This window comes from Microbacterium sp. LWS13-1.2, from assembly GCF_040144835.1.
In the GTDB taxonomy this organism is placed as follows: Bacteria; Actinomycetota; Actinomycetes; order Actinomycetales; family Microbacteriaceae; genus Microbacterium.
In genome coordinates this window covers 3801528-3815569 of record NZ_CP151632.1, presented here as the reverse complement: position 1 = coordinate 3815569, position 14042 = coordinate 3801528, and the positions used below count along the sequence as shown (strand labels likewise).

The following is a 14042-nucleotide window of genomic DNA, read 5'->3' as shown; positions in this document are numbered from 1 at the left end:
TCCCGTCACGTGAGGGGACGGATGCCGGCACCGCCGTCGATCGCGACCGTCTGGCCGGTGATCCACGCGGCGTCGTCCGAGAGGAGGAACGCGACCGGGCCGGCGACGTCGGCCGGCTCGCCGAGCCTCGCCAGAGGATAGGCGGCGGCTGCCTCGGCCTCGTGCCCTTCGTACAGGGCCCGGGCGAAGGCCGTCTTGATCACGGCCGGAGCGACGGCGTTCACGCGGATGCCGGGCGCCAGCTCGTACGCGAGCTGCGCGGTGAGGTTGATGAGCGCTGCCTTCGAGATGCCGTAGAACGCGATGCCGGGGCTGGCGCCGAGACCGGCGACCGAGGCGATGTTGACGACGGAGCGGGAGAGCCCTGCGGCGAGAGCGGCGCGCGTCCAGTCGAGGGTGGCGACCACGTTGACCTCGAGGATCTTGCGCGCGGCCTCGGCGTCGATGTCGACGATCGGGCCGTACACCGGGTTGATGCCGGTGTTGTTGACGAGGTGGTCGAGACTTCCGTGGCGCTCCGTGATGTGCGCGAACACGGCGGCGCAATGATCGGCGTCGTCGGCCCGACCGGCGACCGCCGAGGCGGCGTCGCCGAGCTCCGCGATCGCAGCGTCGAGCGCGTCCTGCTTGCGACCCGTGAGTACGACGGCCCCGCCCTCGTCGACGATGCGCCGGGCGATCGCGAAGCCGATGCCGCGGCTGGAGCCTGTCACGAGCGACACCGTGTCCTCGAAGCGACGGGTGTGGTCGATAGGGGTCATGGCGCCTCCTTGCGACATACCGGCTGGTCGGTTTTCTCACGTTAGCAGACGTCTCTGCGTTTCGACTCGCAAGCTCGCTCAACGACCGGCCCCTCGTGGCGACCGAGACGGAACGGGTGACACTGAGTACTATGGTCGGTGGGATTCAGTTCCACCCGAACCGGATGCCTCACCACCCGTCCGCACGCGTCAGGAGCCCGATCGTGACCGACTTCCAGCCCCGCCCCGGTCAGAGCGTCGAAGGCTACGACGTCACCGCCCGCCGCGGCACCGACTACTACGCGGTGTTCGCCGACATCCCCGCCGCCGACCGTGAGGCCTGGGAGCGCGCCGAGGCGTACATCGACGAGGTGGGCACGCGCATGCTCGACGCGTGGAACACCGCCGAGTATCCCCTCGACATCGCTATGCGCGCCGGCGAGCTCGACCTGTTCAATGACGGCATCGTGCACCCGTCGCTCACGCGCCTGTCGCCCCTGGCGGCGGGCCTGGTGAACATGGAGATCTCCCGCGGCGACGGGTCGCTGGGCACCGTGCTCGCCGTCCAGGGCGGCCTCGCCCTGCGCACCCTCGCACTGTTCGGCAGCGACGCGCAGCAGGAGCGCTGGCTGGTGCCCGTCGCCCGCGGCGAGGTCCCGGCATCCTTCGCCCTCACCGAGCCCGACCACGGATCGGACTCGGTGTCGCTCGAGACCGCAGCCCGGCGCGCCGGCGACGACTGGGTGCTCGACGGCGCCAAGAAGTGGATCGGCAACGGCGCCTCCGGCGGCATCACGTTCGTGTGGGCGCGCGTCGACTCCCCCGGCGACGAGTTCCACGGCGCGGTGCGCTGCTTCCTCGTCGAGCAGCAGACGCCGGGCTATGTCGGCACGGTGATCCAGGGCAAGGCGTCGCTGCGCGGCATCCATCAGGCGCACATCGTGCTCGACGGTGTACGCGTGCCGTCCGATGCCGTCCTTCCGGGAACGAAGAGCTTCAAGGATGCCTCGACCGTCCTCTACTCGACGCGGTCGGGTGTCGCGTGGTCGGCGCTCGGTCACGCCACCGCCTGCTACGAGGCCGCGCTCGCCTACTCGCAGCAGCGCATCCAGTTCGGCAAGCCCCTCGCCAAGTTCCAGATGGTGCAGGAGCGCCTCGCGAACATGCTCGAGGAGCTCACGGCGATGCAGCTCTACTGCCGCTGGATGGCCGACATCGAGGAGCGCGGCGAACTGCGTCCTACGCAGGCGTCGCTGGCGAAGTACCACAACACCCGCGCCGCACGACGGATCGCGTCGACGGCGCGCGACATGCTCGGCGGCAACGGCATCCTGCTCGAGAACGGCGTCATGCAGCACATGGCCGACATCGAGGCGATCCACACGTACGAGGGCACCGAGAGCGTGCAGGCATTGCTCATCGGCCGCGACATCACCGGCATGAGCGCGTTCGCCTAGTCGGCGCGCGCCACGCGCGCAACCCGCACGCCCCGGATGCCGGGGACCAATACCCTCGGCTCATGGGACTGTTCCGGAACGACCCGCAGCGCGTCGTCGTCGAGTCGCACGATGTGGAGCCGCGCGCCACCCGTGCACCGTGGAGCCTGTGGGCCGACGGCTTCGGCAAGCTCGGCATCCGCTCGATCCAGATCATCGTCGTCGTCACGGTGGCTGCGGGCATCATCTTCGCGATCCAGCAGCTCACCCTCGTCACGATCCCGCTCGTGATCGCGCTGATCCTCGCGTGCGCATTCAACCCGGTGATGAGCTGGATGCGGCGGCGCGGCATCCCATCGATCCTCGCGACGCTGATCACGCTGCTCGCCATCGTGGTGATCCTTGGCCTCCTGAGCTGGCTCATCGTGTGGGCGGTGCGCGACCAGTGGGACGACCTGTACGCGCAGGCCGAAGACGGCTTCCAGCGTCTGCTCGCCTGGATGCAGACGCTGCCGTTCGACTTCGTGCAGCCTGATCAGCTCGATGAGTGGGTGAGGACGCTCACCGACTTCGTCACGAGCGCGCAGTTCGGCTCCGGCGCGCTCGCCGGTGTCGGGGCGGTCGCGAACTTCGTGACCGGGCTCGTGCTCATGGTGACCATCCTGTTCTTCTTCCTCAAGGACGGTCCGCAGATGTGGGAGTTCATGCTGCGGCCGTTCCGCGGGGCGAACTACCTGCGCGCGCGCCGCATCGGCGACAAGACTACGACGGTGCTGGGCTCGTACGTGCGCGGCACGGCCACCGTCGCCGCCGTCGATGCCATCGGCATCCTGATCGGTCTGCTCATCCTTCAGGTTCCGCTGGCGCTCCCGCTCTCGGTGCTCGTCTTCCTGCTCGCCTTCATCCCGATCGTGGGCGCGACAGTGGCCGGCATCGTGGCCGCGCTCGTCGCACTCGTTGCGAACGGGCCGATCAACGCCCTCCTGGTCGTCGGGGTGGTCGTTCTCGTCAACCAGCTCGAGGGCAACTTCCTGCAGCCCGTGCTCATGGGCCGGTCGATGAAGCTGCACGCGTTCGTCATCCTGGTCGCCCTGACCGTGGGCACGGTCCTCGGCGGCATCGTCGGCGCCGTGCTCGCGGTGCCCATCACCGCCGCGGCCTGGGGCGTCATCCAGGTCTGGGATGGCCCCGACCTCCCCGCACGCTGGGCGCGGCCGAAACGGCCGGTCGCGGGCTGAGGCCCCGCCTGGCGCGGCTGAGGCCTCGTCGGCGGCAACGGTCTCGTGCGCGCCGTCTTAGGCCGCGGGGCCGTCCGTCTAAGGCACCCCAGCGTCAAGACAAGGCGATCGCCCGATGGGGCGGACCCGCCTTAGCGAGGACAGTCGTACCTGTCAGCACAACCGGAACCCTCCGACGTTCCGCCGCAGACAGGAGAGACTCATGAACGACACCACCTTCACCGGCTACATCCTCGACCAGCACCGCGCGGCAGACCTCGTTCGCGAGAACGAGCTGATGGTCGCCCACCGCGAGCAGGGCCGCGCGGTCGAGCGCCCCCACGGGCGCACGCTCGCGGCGTGGTTCCGCACCGCGACCCACCGCGACCCGCGCACCGCGGCCGTCGCGTAGCCGCACCCCCCGCCCACGCATGGGAGGTGCCACCATATGAGCATGCCCGCACTCCACTCGAGCCCGCGCATGGTCGGCCGGCAGACCGAGCTGGCCGCGCTGCTCGAGGCGTTCGACGCGGGCGTCGGCGGCACTCCGCGCACCGTCGTGGTGCGCGGCGAGGCGGGGGTCGGCAAGACGCGGCTGGTCCAGGAGTTCCTCGCCCTCGTCACGGCGGATCCGCTGGGGGCGCGGACGGCACCGGATGAAGCCCCCGTCGTCGCCTTCGGCCAGTGCGTCGACCTCGGGCCGATCGGCGCCCCGTTCGGCCCCATCCGTCGCGTGCTGCGCGACCTGCACGCCGCCGTCGGCACGGACGCCCTGCGCGACGCAGCCGGGTCCGCAGCGGCGATCGCGAGCCTCGCCGCGCTCGTTCCCGGCATCGCCGACGAGCCCGCCGAATCCGACGAGCCCGCGGGCGAGTTCGCCGAGGCGATCGAGGTGCTCCTCGAGCAGCTCTCGCGGCGCCGGCATGTCGTCGTGGTGCTCGAAGACCTGCAATGGGCGGATGCCGCGACCATGGCGCTGCTGAAGACCCTGGCCAGCACGCTCCGCGGCCGGCGCCTCACCATCGTCGCGACGTATCGCTCCGACGACATCGACCGCTTCCACCCGCTGCGCCCGGTGCTCGCCGAGCTCGACCGCACCCGCTCCGTCGTGCGCGTCGAGGTCGCTCCGCTCACGCCGGACGAGGTGGCCGAGCAGGTCGCCCAGCTGGCAGGCGGCCTGGATCCGCGCGTCGTGGAAGCCCTCGCGGAGCGCAGCGGCGGCATCCCGTTCCTCGTCGAAGAGCTGGTCGACCTCGGCGACCGCGCCCTCCCCGACACGCTCCGGGAACTCGTCCTCGCCCGATACGCCCGCCTCGGCGACGACGCGCAGCAGGTGGTGCGCACGATGGCCGCAGGCGGCGTTCACGTCGACGACGACGTGCTCTCGGCGGTGACGGCGCTCGACGAGCGCGCGCTCGATGCCGCAGTGCGCGAGGCGATCGACACCCGCGTCATCACCGCCGACGGCGCCGGCTACGCGTTCCGTCACGCCCTGACGCGCGAGGCGGTCGAGGCCGAGATGCTGCCGAGCGAGCGCGTGCGCGTGCACCGCCGCTACGCCGAGCATCTGAGCGACCATCGCGGTGACTCGCCCGACGACGCGTCCGCCGTCGCCGAGCACTGGCTCGCCGCCCGCGACCTTCCGGCCGCGTTCGACGCGACGGTGGCCGCGCTCCGCCAATCGCGGTCGCGGTTCTCGCCCGCCACATCGGCGAAGCTGACCGAGCGCCTCGCGGAGCTCTGGGGTCAAGTGCCGGATGCCGAGACACGCGCCGGCACGACCCTGCCCGCATTGCACCTCGACGCCGCGCAGGCGTGGCACGACCTCGGCGATTCCGAGCGCTCCCTGCGGTCCGCCAACGAGGGCCTCGCGGTCTGCCCCGACGATCCGCTCATGCGCGCGGCGCTGCTGCGGCAGCGGTACGTCCAGACCTTCAACCTCGAGCACACCGGCCGCCCCGCCGACCTCGACGAGGCCGTCGGGCTGCTGGAGGGCGTCGACGACCGCCGCGCCCGGGTGCTGCTGTCGCGCGTGCTCACCAACATGGCGATCGACGAGCACGGCACGGACGCCGCAGAGCACGCCGCGCGCGCCATCGCCCTCGCGGAGGAGACGGGCGACGATCCCGCCCTGGCGGTCGCGCTGACCGTGGAGGCGTGGCGGCTCGCCGGCGACGAGGACCAGGATTCGGCGGCACTGGCGCCGCTGGAGCGGGCCGTCGCTCTGCGGCTGGACCCGCCGATGCGCGCCTACGTGGGCAGCGCGCTCACCCACATGCTGGTGACAGCCGGGCGCCTCCACGAGGCCGTCGTCGTCGGAACACAGCACTACGAAGAGGTCGTCCGCGCCGGCATCGAGCGGGGCTCGGGAGCGGCGATCGCCCAATCGGTCGCGTTCGCCCTCTTCGCCACCGGAGAACCCGAGACTGCGCTCCATTACGCGCGACGCGCGCGACGGCTGATGAGCCGGGCCGATGCGGCCTCCACGCTGCGCTTGCTCTCCTCTCACCTGGTGTGGGACGACCGCCCGCGCGAACGCGACGACCTGCTCGCGACCGAGCGCGGCCGCATCGAGGAGTCGCAGCGCCTGTCCCCCGACAAGGCGGTCTGGTGGGCGGTCGAGCGGGCAGACGCGGCGCTGACCCTTCACGCCCGGCAGGGGACGGATGCCGCCACGGCCGTGCTGGCCGCCGCCGAGGATCCGGAGGGCAGCCGCAGCACTGTGCGCCGCTATGCCGTGCTGACGGCGGCGCTGCTGACGCACTCCCCCGGCCGCCCAGGCGACCCCGGAGTTCGGGCGCGCATCGAACGAGCCCTCGACGGCTGGCCCGACAACGAGCTCGCGGGGCGCGTGTCGAGATTCGTCCGCGCCGTGCTCGCGGACGGCGACGGCGCCCCGGCCGACGATCGCGTGACGGCGTGGCGCGCCATCGTGGACGAGCTGACCCCCGGCGGCATGCCGACGTGGCACCTGCAGACGGCGCGCTGCCGCCTGGCCTGGGCGTTGATCGACGCCGGTGAGCGCGACGACGCCGCGGACCTGCTGGCCGCGATCACGGCCGAGGCGCCTCCGCTGGGTGTCGCGCGCGCGGCGCGCTGGGCGACCGAGCTCGCGACGCAGGCCCGGCTGATCCCCGGCACGACCGCCGCCGACGCGGGCGAGGGGATCGTCGCGTCCCTCACACCGCGTGAGCTTCAGGTGCTCGAGCTCATCGCCGAGGGCCTCACCAATCCGCAGATCGGCCAGCGGCTGTTCATCAGCCCCAAGACGGCGTCCGTGCACGTCTCCGCGATCCTCGCGAAGATCGGCGCGGCGAACCGCGCCGAGGCCGCCGCCCTGTACGCGGCTTCGGCGTCGACGTCGACCTCCGCTGCCATCTGATCCGGGCAGGCGCCGCGCTGCGGCATCCGTCCTCCCTCGTGCACTGTCGGGTGTCGGCGGACCACGGCAGGATGGTGCGCATGCCGTACGAGATCCCCGCGCCGATGCTCGCGAAGTCCGTGCCCGACGTCCCCGATGCGGCGAAGGTGCCGGGCGGCCTGAGTTACGAGCCCAAGTGGGACGGATTCCGCGCCCTGATCTCATGGGACGGGGAGAACGTCGAGATCGGCTCGCGCGGGGCGAAGCCGCTGACGCGGTACTTCCCCGAGCTCGTCGAGGCGTTCGCCCGGGTTCTTCCCGAGCCGTGTCTGCTGGACGGCGAGATCGTCGTGCCGGTCGACCGCGACGGTCGGCGCCGGCTCGACTGGGAGTCGCTGTCGCAGCGCATCCACCCGGCGGCATCCCGCGTCAACATGCTCGCCGAGCAGACGCCGGCGATGTTCATCGCGTTCGACCTGCTCGCCGTCGGCGACCGCGATCTGCAGAGCGAGCCGTTCGCGACCCGACGCGAGACCCTCGTAGAGTTGCTGCGCGATGTGCCCGATCCGGTCCACATCACACGCACGACCGACGACCCCGACCTCGCGCGGCGCTGGCTCGCCGAGTTCGAGGGGGCAGGGCTCGACGGCGTCGTCGCCAAGCCCCTCGACCAGCCGTACGCACCGGGCAAGCGCACGATGTTCAAGATCAAGCACGCGCGCACGGCCGACGTCGTCGCCCTCGGCTACCGGATCCACAAGTCCGGAGAGGGCGTCGGTTCACTCCTGGTCGGCCTCTACGGCGAAGACGGCACGCTCTATCCCGTCGGCGGCGTCGCCGCCTGGAGCAACGCGCGCCGCCTCGAGCTCATCGACGAACTGGCTCCGCTGGTCGAGCGCGATGCCGACGGCGAGGCACTGCGCGGCGAGGGTGAGAAGTCGCGCTTCCAGGCCGGCCGCGCCGACTCGTCGTTCGTGCGACTGCGCCCCGAGCGCGTGCTCGAAGTGCGCTACGACCAGCTCGAGGGGTGGCGCTTCCGCCACACGGTGCAGTTCGAGCGCTGGCGCCCCGACCGCGACCCTCGCTCCTGCACCTACGAGCAGCTCGAGGTCATCGCCGCCTACGATCTGGCCGACGTCCTGGTCTGAGCCGACGATGGCCCGGAGGACGTCTTGTCAAAGGGTCATGCTCAGGACGATCCGGCGTGAACCGCTTGCGGCGAGGTGGTCTTCGACCCGGTGCATCCCGATCTTCTCGGCCACACGCTCGGAGGCGCGATTGTCCGGGTGGATGATGGCGACGAGTTCCCGCGCGCCGACGTGTTCGCGTGCGAAGTCGCGACACGCCGTCGCCGCCTCGGTCGCGCACCCGGTACGTTGCCAGGTCGCGGTGACGTGGTAACCCACCTCGAGCTTCCTGACTCCGTTGACCTCCTGCCACGTCAGGCCGCAGTCTCCGACGAAGTCGCCCGCATGCGTCTCGATGATCCAGAGCCCGTAGCCGTGTTCGGCATAGTTCCGCTGGTTCCATGCGATCCACGCCGCCGCTTGTTCGCGGGTCTTCGGCGCGGGGTAGAACCGCATGACGTCGGGATCACCCAACAGACCCGACATCGCGTCGAGGTCCGCCGGCGTCATCTGACGGAAGCGGAGTCTCGCCGTAGCTCGGGGAAGCACCTCAGCGACCCGCCCGGTCGGCGGCGGCCCGGTCGGCGGCGCGAACTCCACCACGGGGATGTGGGCGTCGCCGCCCGCCGCGTAGTCCATCGCCCCGTGCAGGTGCTGCCACGCCTCGGGGTGCGCGGCCGCGTACCGGCGCAGCACCGTCTCGGAGTCCGCACGGTCGAGCAGGCGCACCTGCGCCCGTACCCGACGGGCGCGTCCGGTGCTGAGATAGGCGACGCCGTTCGCCCGGAGGTTGCGATACCACTGGGCGTGCTCGCCGAAGCCCGAGGCCACACGGATGGCGTTCCGCTTCCGTTCGACGACCTCCACTACGACGAAGCGCGGCTCGTGCGACACGCGTCCGAGGTGCTCGATCATGACCAGGCGCTCACCCAAGATCCACCCGAGTCCCGCGCGGTACAGCGGGATCGGCATCCGCATCAGCCATCGCGTCTCGAGGAGGCGCGCCGTGACGCGGTCGACCAGACCCGCAGCGCCGGCGGCCCGGCGCCCGCCCGCGCCGGCACGCTGCGGATCCCGCCGGCGAGCAGTGGGAAGCACGCGAGGATCGGTGAGGCCCTCACTCATCCTTCGGCCAGTTCTCGGGGTTGATGCGGCTCGGCTGAACGCGCGGCGGCTCACCCGGCATCTTCGGGAAGTCCGGCGGAAAGGGCAGCTCGCCCAGTCCGTTGTCGAGATCGCGTTGCCACCACTCGAGCAGCGTGTCGATGCGTCCGGGCTTCGCCAGCAGGTCCGCCCACGGGTCGCCGACCTCGGCGAGGCGCTGCGGCACGGTCCGCACCGTGAACGCGGTCGGGTCGACGCCTGCCTCGAGCTCGTCCCACGTGAGCGGCGTCGACACGGTGGCGGCGGGCAGCGCCCGCGGGCTGTAGGCACCCGCCATCGTCCGGTCGCGGTTCGCCTGGTTGAAGTCGATGAAGATACGCTCGCCGCGCTCTTCCTTCCACCAGTTCATCGTCACCCTGTCGGGGAGACGCCGCTCCAGCTCGCGCCCGGCGGCGATGACGGCGTGCCGCACGTCGAGGAACTCCCACTCGGGCTCGATCGGACAGAACACGTGGATGCCGCGGTTGCCGCTCGTCTTGAGGAACGCCGTGAGACCCGCTTCGGCGAGCACGTCGCGCAGTGCGGGTGCGACGGCGGCGGCATTCGCGAAATCCGTGCCCGGCTGCGGATCGAGGTCGATCCGCAGCTCGACGGGGTTGTCGGTGTTCGCCGTCAGCGACGCCCAGGGGTGGAACACGATGGTGTTCATCTGGACGGCCCACACCGCCGCGGCGATCTCGGTGAGGATGATCTGCGGATGCCGGCGCCCGCTGTTGTAGGTGACCGTCTGGGCTTCGACGAAGGCGGGCGCGCCCTTCGGCGGGTTCTTGGAGTAGAACCGCTCGCCGTCGACCCCCTCGGGGAAGCGCTCGAGCGACACCGGCCGGTCGCCGTTCGCTGCGAGGAACGGGCCGCTCACGGCGATCAGGTACTCGGCCAGCTCCTGCTTGGTGATTCCCAGCTCGGGCCAGATCACGCGGCGGGGATTAGAGATCCCCACCTCGCGATCGCCGTCCGGACCGGGCACGGTGAGGGTGATGCGCTCCGACGCCATGGGTCTCACCCTAGGCGTGGGCGGCGACATCCGTCACCCTGCGGCGGGGCTCTTCTCGACGGGGAACACCAGGTGCGTGACGCGCGTGCTCGGGATGATCGTCGTGGGGTCGCCGAGCCGCACGGCGGCCGGGTCGACGTCGGCGAAGTAGCGGTGGCCGCTGCCGAGGACGACGGGCACGAGGTCGACGGCGACCTCGTCGACCAGTCCGGCACCCAGCGCTTGACCGGCGATGGTTCCGGCCGCGAGCGCAACCGTGCGGTCCCCGGCGATCTCCTGCGCCCGGGCGATCGCGGCCTCGATGCCATCGGTCACGAAGTGGGCGTTGCCGGTGTGGGCGTGGGCCCAGTCCGTCGGCGCCGCGTGCGTCAGCACGACGAACGGCACGCCGAGCGGATGCTCCCCCTTCCAGCCGTCGGTGATGTTGAACAGCAGCCGTCCGACGACGAGACAGCCGATCTGACCGACCCACTCACGCCAGTAGTCAGCGCTCGTCGGGGTGAGGTGGAACGCCGAGGGTTCGCTCGCGGTGACGACCTCGACGTCTCCGGCTTCGTACCAGTCGAACAGGCGCCCGGGGTCGTTGTCCTCGTGCGCGACGAAGCCGTCGAGCGACATGGAGGCGGAGCAGACGACCTTTCCCATGGCTCAGCTCTCCCCGGCCAGCAGCTCGTCGAGCTTCTCGTAGCCTTCACGCATGCCGCGCTCCATGCCCTCGGACTGCATGGCCTCGAGCGCCTCGACGCTCGAGAACACGCTGTGGTCGACGATCCGCGAGCGGCCGCCCTCGAGCGCCTCGAAGCGGATGGCGTCGATGCTGACCTCGTCGGGCCAGCCCTCGTACTCGAACGTCTGGATGATCAGCTCGTTCTCGCGGATGGTGTGGAACACCCCGCGGAAGGCGTACTCGCCGTTGCCGTCGCGCTGGACGAAGCGGTAGCCGCCGCCGGTGCGGAAGTCCCAGTGCGAGATCTCGGTGCGCTCCTCGCCCGGCCCGATCCACTGCCGGAACAGCTCCGGATCGGCGTGGGCACGGAACAGGGCCTCGACCGGCGCGTCGAATTCGCGCGTGATGTCGGCGTACGAGGTGCCGGGAACGGCTTCGATGATGAGCGGGTTGCTCATGATTCCTTCTCCTTCTTCGTATCGGTCGTGCGAGGGGTTCGTGAGGGGGGTGACGCGGGGACGGTGCTCGCGGCGGCCAGCACCGCGTCGAGCCGCCGGTAGGCGCGCTCGGCGTCGAGCCGGTAGCGGTCGATCCATGCCGTGAGCTGCTCCAGGGCGGCCGCCTCGAGATGCACCGGGCGGCGCTGCGCATCCCGAGACCTGGTGACGAGGCGCGCGTCTTCGAGCACCTTGATGTGGCGCGAGACGGCCTGCATGGTGATCGGGAACGGCTCGGCCAGCTCGCCCACCGTGGCAGGGCCCCGGCTCAGGCGTGCGATCATCGCCCGGCGCACGGGGTCTCCCAGTGCGACGAACGCCCGATCGAGCTCGTGATCATCCATTGATCAACTCATCCCTTTATCAACGTCTATGTTGAATAGGGTACGCGCGGACGCGCGCATGTCAACCCCTGGATCGCATTAGGGACTGGTCGAAAGCGCCCCGCCGTCAGTCGGTCAGGGCGAGCACCGGGGCGAGGTCATCGCGGGTGAGGCGGATCCACGGACCCGCGGGGTCCACGACGACGCCGGTGATGGCTGCGTCACCGCGCAGCGCCCGCGAGAGTTGGGCGGAGGTGATCGGCGCGGCGTTGTCGCCGCGGCCCATGACGGCGACCTCGAGCGGGTGCGAGTAGACCTCGAGGTACCGCGCGCCGTCGGCGTCGCGGCCCTCGGCGAGGCCCGGCACTCCGCCTTCCGCCGTGCCGACAGCGACCCACAGCGGCACGCGCGTGAGAGCCTCCGCCACCTTGCCGCCGACCTCCGGCGTGCGCTCGGCGGCGAGCAGCGTCTTGACGGTGAGCTGCGGGTCGGCCTGATCGACGGCGCGCTGCAGCAGCTCCTTCGGCAGCACGGCGCGCGACGGCGACGAGGCGGGGTCGATGATGATCCCGTCGTACGAGCTCGCGAAGACGTGCCGCAGCACCGTCAGCACCGGCTGACCCATGGCCGACGTGTCGGTGTCGCCATCGGCCTTGAGGCTCGCCTGCAGCGCGGCGCCGCTCGAGAACACGAGCGCGAAGGTGCGCTCGCCCGAGTTCGCGACCGCGAGCGGCAGTCCCTTGCCCTCGGCGAGAAGCGTGCGCGCGTCTCCCTTGACCCGGAGGAAGACGTGCCCCTGCAGCAGCTGCCGCGCGACATCCAGCAGCGCCTGCGAGGCCGGCGCATCGCCGACGCGTCCGAGAGCGGCGCGCAGCAGGACGTTGTCGCGAAGACCGGGCACGGTCTCGGTCTGCTCCGGCGCGGTCCGCATCCACCCGCGGGTGCCGAGCCGCGGACGCGGGCCGGACGGCATCGGCTGGTCGCTCTCGGCCGGCTCCCGGGGTGCGGCGGGCTGCGGGGCAGCGGGGCTCGCGCCGAGACCGCCGAACGATGAGACCGAGATCGACACGTTCGCCGCGGCATCCGTGTCCGCGTCCGCTGCGGGCGTGCTCACATCGGCGCCGTCGACCGCCGCCGCATCGGCCGGCGACGGCTCGGGCGAGGGCGTCGACTGCTCGGCGGGCTTCTTCGGACGGCGCGAGAACAAGGCCATTGTGCGAGCCTAACCCGCCGCCGCGAGACCGGTGCCCGGTTCCCAGGGCAGGCTCAGCCCAGCGCGGAGACCCCCGCGACGATCACGCCGATGCCGACCGCGAGAAGGGATGCCGCGAGCACGACGACTCCCGCCCACAGGAGTGCGATCGCGCGCCCCGGCCGCTGCGGGTCCTGCCCAAGGACCGACAGGAAGAACCCTCCCGGGATCAGGATCGCGCTGGCCAGCACCCCGACCGACGCCCACTGCCAGGCGAGCGCCGCGCCGGCGGCCGAGGTGAGCAGCAGGCTCACCAGCCCGAGCAGCACGAGCACGCCGGCGTGGGCGTGACCGGCGCGGAAGAACGTCTTCTGCAAACCGTTGAACGGCAGACCGCGTGAGGCGATCCGGAGCAGGAAGGCGCCTCCCGACATGATGCCGATGACGGTGAGGATCGTCGCGCCGGCGACGATCGTGAGGATCGGGTCCATCGTGACCTCCGTTGGATAGTTATGCTCTCCAGTATTGGATAGCTATAGTATCCAGCACAAGACCCAGGAGGGCCGCGATGAAGATCTCGGAGCTGTCGGAACGGAGCGGGGTCCCCGTCGCGACCGTGAAGTTCTACATCCGCGAAGGCATGCTGCCTCGCGGGGAGAGCGTGTCGGCGACGCGCGCCGAGTACGGCGAGGAGCACCTCGCCCGCCTGCGACTCATCGCGGCGCTCGCCGATGTGCGCGGCCTGCCCCTGGTGCGGGTGCGCGAAGTGCTCGACCTGGTCGACTCCCCGCTCGACGACCCGATGGAGACCCTCGGACGCGCGGTCGGCGCGCTCCCGCCCTACGTCGACGGCGGCCGGGACGACTACCCGCGCGCCCGGGAGGCGATCGCGGCCCTCGGTCTCACCTACGACCCGGACTTCACCGCGGTGGCCCAGCTCGACGAGGCGCTGCGCGCGCTGGATGCGGCGGGGCTGGATGCCTCTCCCGCCGTCCTCGGCCGCTACGGCGGCGCGATGCGCCAGGTCGCCGCCGAAGAGGTCGCGCCGCTGGGCGGCATGTCACCCTCACAAGCCGTGACGTATGCCGTGCTGGGGACGGCGATGTACGAGCCGGTCATGCTCGCGCTGCGCCGCCTCGCCCACCACCACCTGCTCGCGGAACGAACCGCGCACGACCCGGTTCGCTGAGCGAGTGAAGCGCGTCGCGACGCGTCGAGCCACCCGTGTGCGCCGGGTGCGCGCGTTTCGTCTCGCTCGTTCCTCGCTCGCTCAACGACCGAGAGAGAAGTACCGGTCGCTGAGCGAGTGAAGCGCGTCGCGACG

At 71.2% G+C, this 14042-nt stretch carries 14 protein-coding genes; 6 read left to right on the top strand and 8 right to left on the bottom strand.

What is annotated here, in order from left to right; translation table 11 throughout:
* Nucleotides 1-5: 5 nt before the first annotated feature.
* Entirely contained in the window at nt 6-761 is a 756-nt protein-coding gene (locus MRBLWS13_RS17600; protein ID WP_349426617.1) for an SDR family oxidoreductase, read from the bottom strand.
* A gap of 203 nt (nt 762-964) precedes the next feature.
* Between MRBLWS13_RS17600 and MRBLWS13_RS17595 the strand changes: the two genes are divergently transcribed.
* The 5 genes from MRBLWS13_RS17595 to MRBLWS13_RS17575 all read left to right on the top strand — a co-directional run bounded on the left by MRBLWS13_RS17595 (nt 965) and on the right by MRBLWS13_RS17575 (nt 7902).
* Nucleotides 965-2197 (top strand): acyl-CoA dehydrogenase family protein, encoded by a 1233-nt coding sequence (locus MRBLWS13_RS17595; protein WP_349426616.1) that lies wholly within the window; start codon nt 965-967, stop codon nt 2195-2197.
* A gap of 62 nt (nt 2198-2259) precedes the next feature.
* Nucleotides 2260-3414 carry an AI-2E family transporter gene (locus MRBLWS13_RS17590; RefSeq protein WP_349426615.1) on the top strand — a complete coding sequence of 385 codons (1155 nt, stop codon included), beginning with the start codon at nt 2260-2262 and terminating at the stop codon, nt 3412-3414.
* Between the two features lie 202 nt (nt 3415-3616).
* Nucleotides 3617-3805 carry a hypothetical protein gene (locus MRBLWS13_RS17585; RefSeq protein ID WP_349426613.1) on the top strand — a complete coding sequence of 63 codons (189 nt, stop codon included), beginning with the start codon at nt 3617-3619 and terminating at the stop codon, nt 3803-3805.
* Nucleotides 3806-3847: 42 nt separating this feature from the next.
* Entirely contained in the window at nt 3848-6775 is a 2928-nt protein-coding gene (locus MRBLWS13_RS17580) for an AAA family ATPase (RefSeq protein WP_349426612.1), read from the top strand.
* Nucleotides 6776-6855: 80 nt separating this feature from the next.
* Nucleotides 6856-7902 carry an ATP-dependent DNA ligase gene (locus tag MRBLWS13_RS17575; protein WP_349426611.1) on the top strand — a complete coding sequence of 349 codons (1047 nt, stop codon included), beginning with the start codon at nt 6856-6858 and terminating at the stop codon, nt 7900-7902.
* A gap of 27 nt (nt 7903-7929) precedes the next feature.
* Here the strand turns inward: MRBLWS13_RS17575 and MRBLWS13_RS17570 are convergent, their stop codons facing one another.
* From MRBLWS13_RS17570 to MRBLWS13_RS17540, 7 genes are all read right to left on the bottom strand, one after another.
* A complete protein-coding gene (locus MRBLWS13_RS17570; protein WP_349426610.1) occupies nt 7930-8979 on the bottom strand; it encodes a GNAT family N-acetyltransferase in 1050 nt (349 codons plus the stop codon).
* Nucleotides 8980-8998: 19 nt separating this feature from the next.
* Complete coding sequence (gene ligD, locus MRBLWS13_RS17565) at nt 8999-10039, bottom strand: non-homologous end-joining DNA ligase (RefSeq protein WP_349426609.1); 1041 nt, start codon at nt 10037-10039, stop codon at nt 8999-9001.
* Between the two features lie 33 nt (nt 10040-10072).
* Nucleotides 10073-10684: a dihydrofolate reductase family protein gene (locus MRBLWS13_RS17560; protein WP_349426608.1), complete on the bottom strand. Its 612-nt coding sequence runs from the start codon at nt 10682-10684 to the stop codon at nt 10073-10075.
* A gap of 3 nt (nt 10685-10687) precedes the next feature.
* A complete protein-coding gene (locus tag MRBLWS13_RS17555; protein WP_349426607.1) occupies nt 10688-11164 on the bottom strand; it encodes an SRPBCC family protein in 477 nt (158 codons plus the stop codon).
* Nucleotides 11161-11547, bottom strand: a complete 387-nt coding sequence (locus MRBLWS13_RS17550) for a metalloregulator ArsR/SmtB family transcription factor (protein WP_349426606.1) — start codon at nt 11545-11547, stop codon at nt 11161-11163. The genes MRBLWS13_RS17555 and MRBLWS13_RS17550 overlap by 4 nt, the downstream gene beginning before the upstream one ends.
* Nucleotides 11548-11653: 106 nt before the next feature.
* A complete protein-coding gene (locus MRBLWS13_RS17545; RefSeq protein WP_349426605.1) occupies nt 11654-12739 on the bottom strand; it encodes an SseB family protein in 1086 nt (361 codons plus the stop codon).
* Nucleotides 12740-12792: 53 nt separating this feature from the next.
* Nucleotides 12793-13209, bottom strand: coding sequence for a hypothetical protein (locus tag MRBLWS13_RS17540; protein ID WP_349426604.1), 417 nt, complete (start codon nt 13207-13209; stop codon nt 12793-12795).
* Between the two features lie 77 nt (nt 13210-13286).
* Between MRBLWS13_RS17540 and MRBLWS13_RS17535 the strand changes: the two genes are divergently transcribed.
* Complete coding sequence (locus MRBLWS13_RS17535; RefSeq protein ID WP_349426603.1) at nt 13287-13907, top strand: MerR family transcriptional regulator; 621 nt, start codon at nt 13287-13289, stop codon at nt 13905-13907.
* The last annotated feature ends 135 nt before the right edge of the window (nt 13908-14042 follow it).

Coding starts and splice junctions, on each gene's coding strand:
- MRBLWS13_RS17545 (WP_349426605.1), bottom strand. CDS start 12,739: ATGGCCTTGTTCTCGCGCCGTCCGAAGAAGCCCGCCGAGCAGTCGACG.
- MRBLWS13_RS17560 (WP_349426608.1), bottom strand. CDS start 10,684: ATGGGAAAGGTCGTCTGCTCCGCCTCCATGTCGCTCGACGGCTTCGTC.
- MRBLWS13_RS17550 (WP_349426606.1), bottom strand. CDS start 11,547: ATGGATGATCACGAGCTCGATCGGGCGTTCGTCGCACTGGGAGACCCC.
- MRBLWS13_RS17535 (WP_349426603.1), top strand. CDS start 13,287: ATGAAGATCTCGGAGCTGTCGGAACGGAGCGGGGTCCCCGTCGCGACC.
- MRBLWS13_RS17600 (WP_349426617.1), bottom strand. CDS start 761: ATGACCCCTATCGACCACACCCGTCGCTTCGAGGACACGGTGTCGCTC.
- MRBLWS13_RS17575 (WP_349426611.1), top strand. CDS start 6,856: ATGCCGTACGAGATCCCCGCGCCGATGCTCGCGAAGTCCGTGCCCGAC.
- MRBLWS13_RS17580 (WP_349426612.1), top strand. CDS start 3,848: ATGCCCGCACTCCACTCGAGCCCGCGCATGGTCGGCCGGCAGACCGAG.
- MRBLWS13_RS17540 (WP_349426604.1), bottom strand. CDS start 13,209: ATGGACCCGATCCTCACGATCGTCGCCGGCGCGACGATCCTCACCGTC.
- MRBLWS13_RS17590 (WP_349426615.1), top strand. CDS start 2,260: ATGGGACTGTTCCGGAACGACCCGCAGCGCGTCGTCGTCGAGTCGCAC.
- MRBLWS13_RS17585 (WP_349426613.1), top strand. CDS start 3,617: ATGAACGACACCACCTTCACCGGCTACATCCTCGACCAGCACCGCGCG.
- MRBLWS13_RS17555 (WP_349426607.1), bottom strand. CDS start 11,164: ATGAGCAACCCGCTCATCATCGAAGCCGTTCCCGGCACCTCGTACGCC.
- ligD (WP_349426609.1), bottom strand. CDS start 10,039: ATGGCGTCGGAGCGCATCACCCTCACCGTGCCCGGTCCGGACGGCGAT.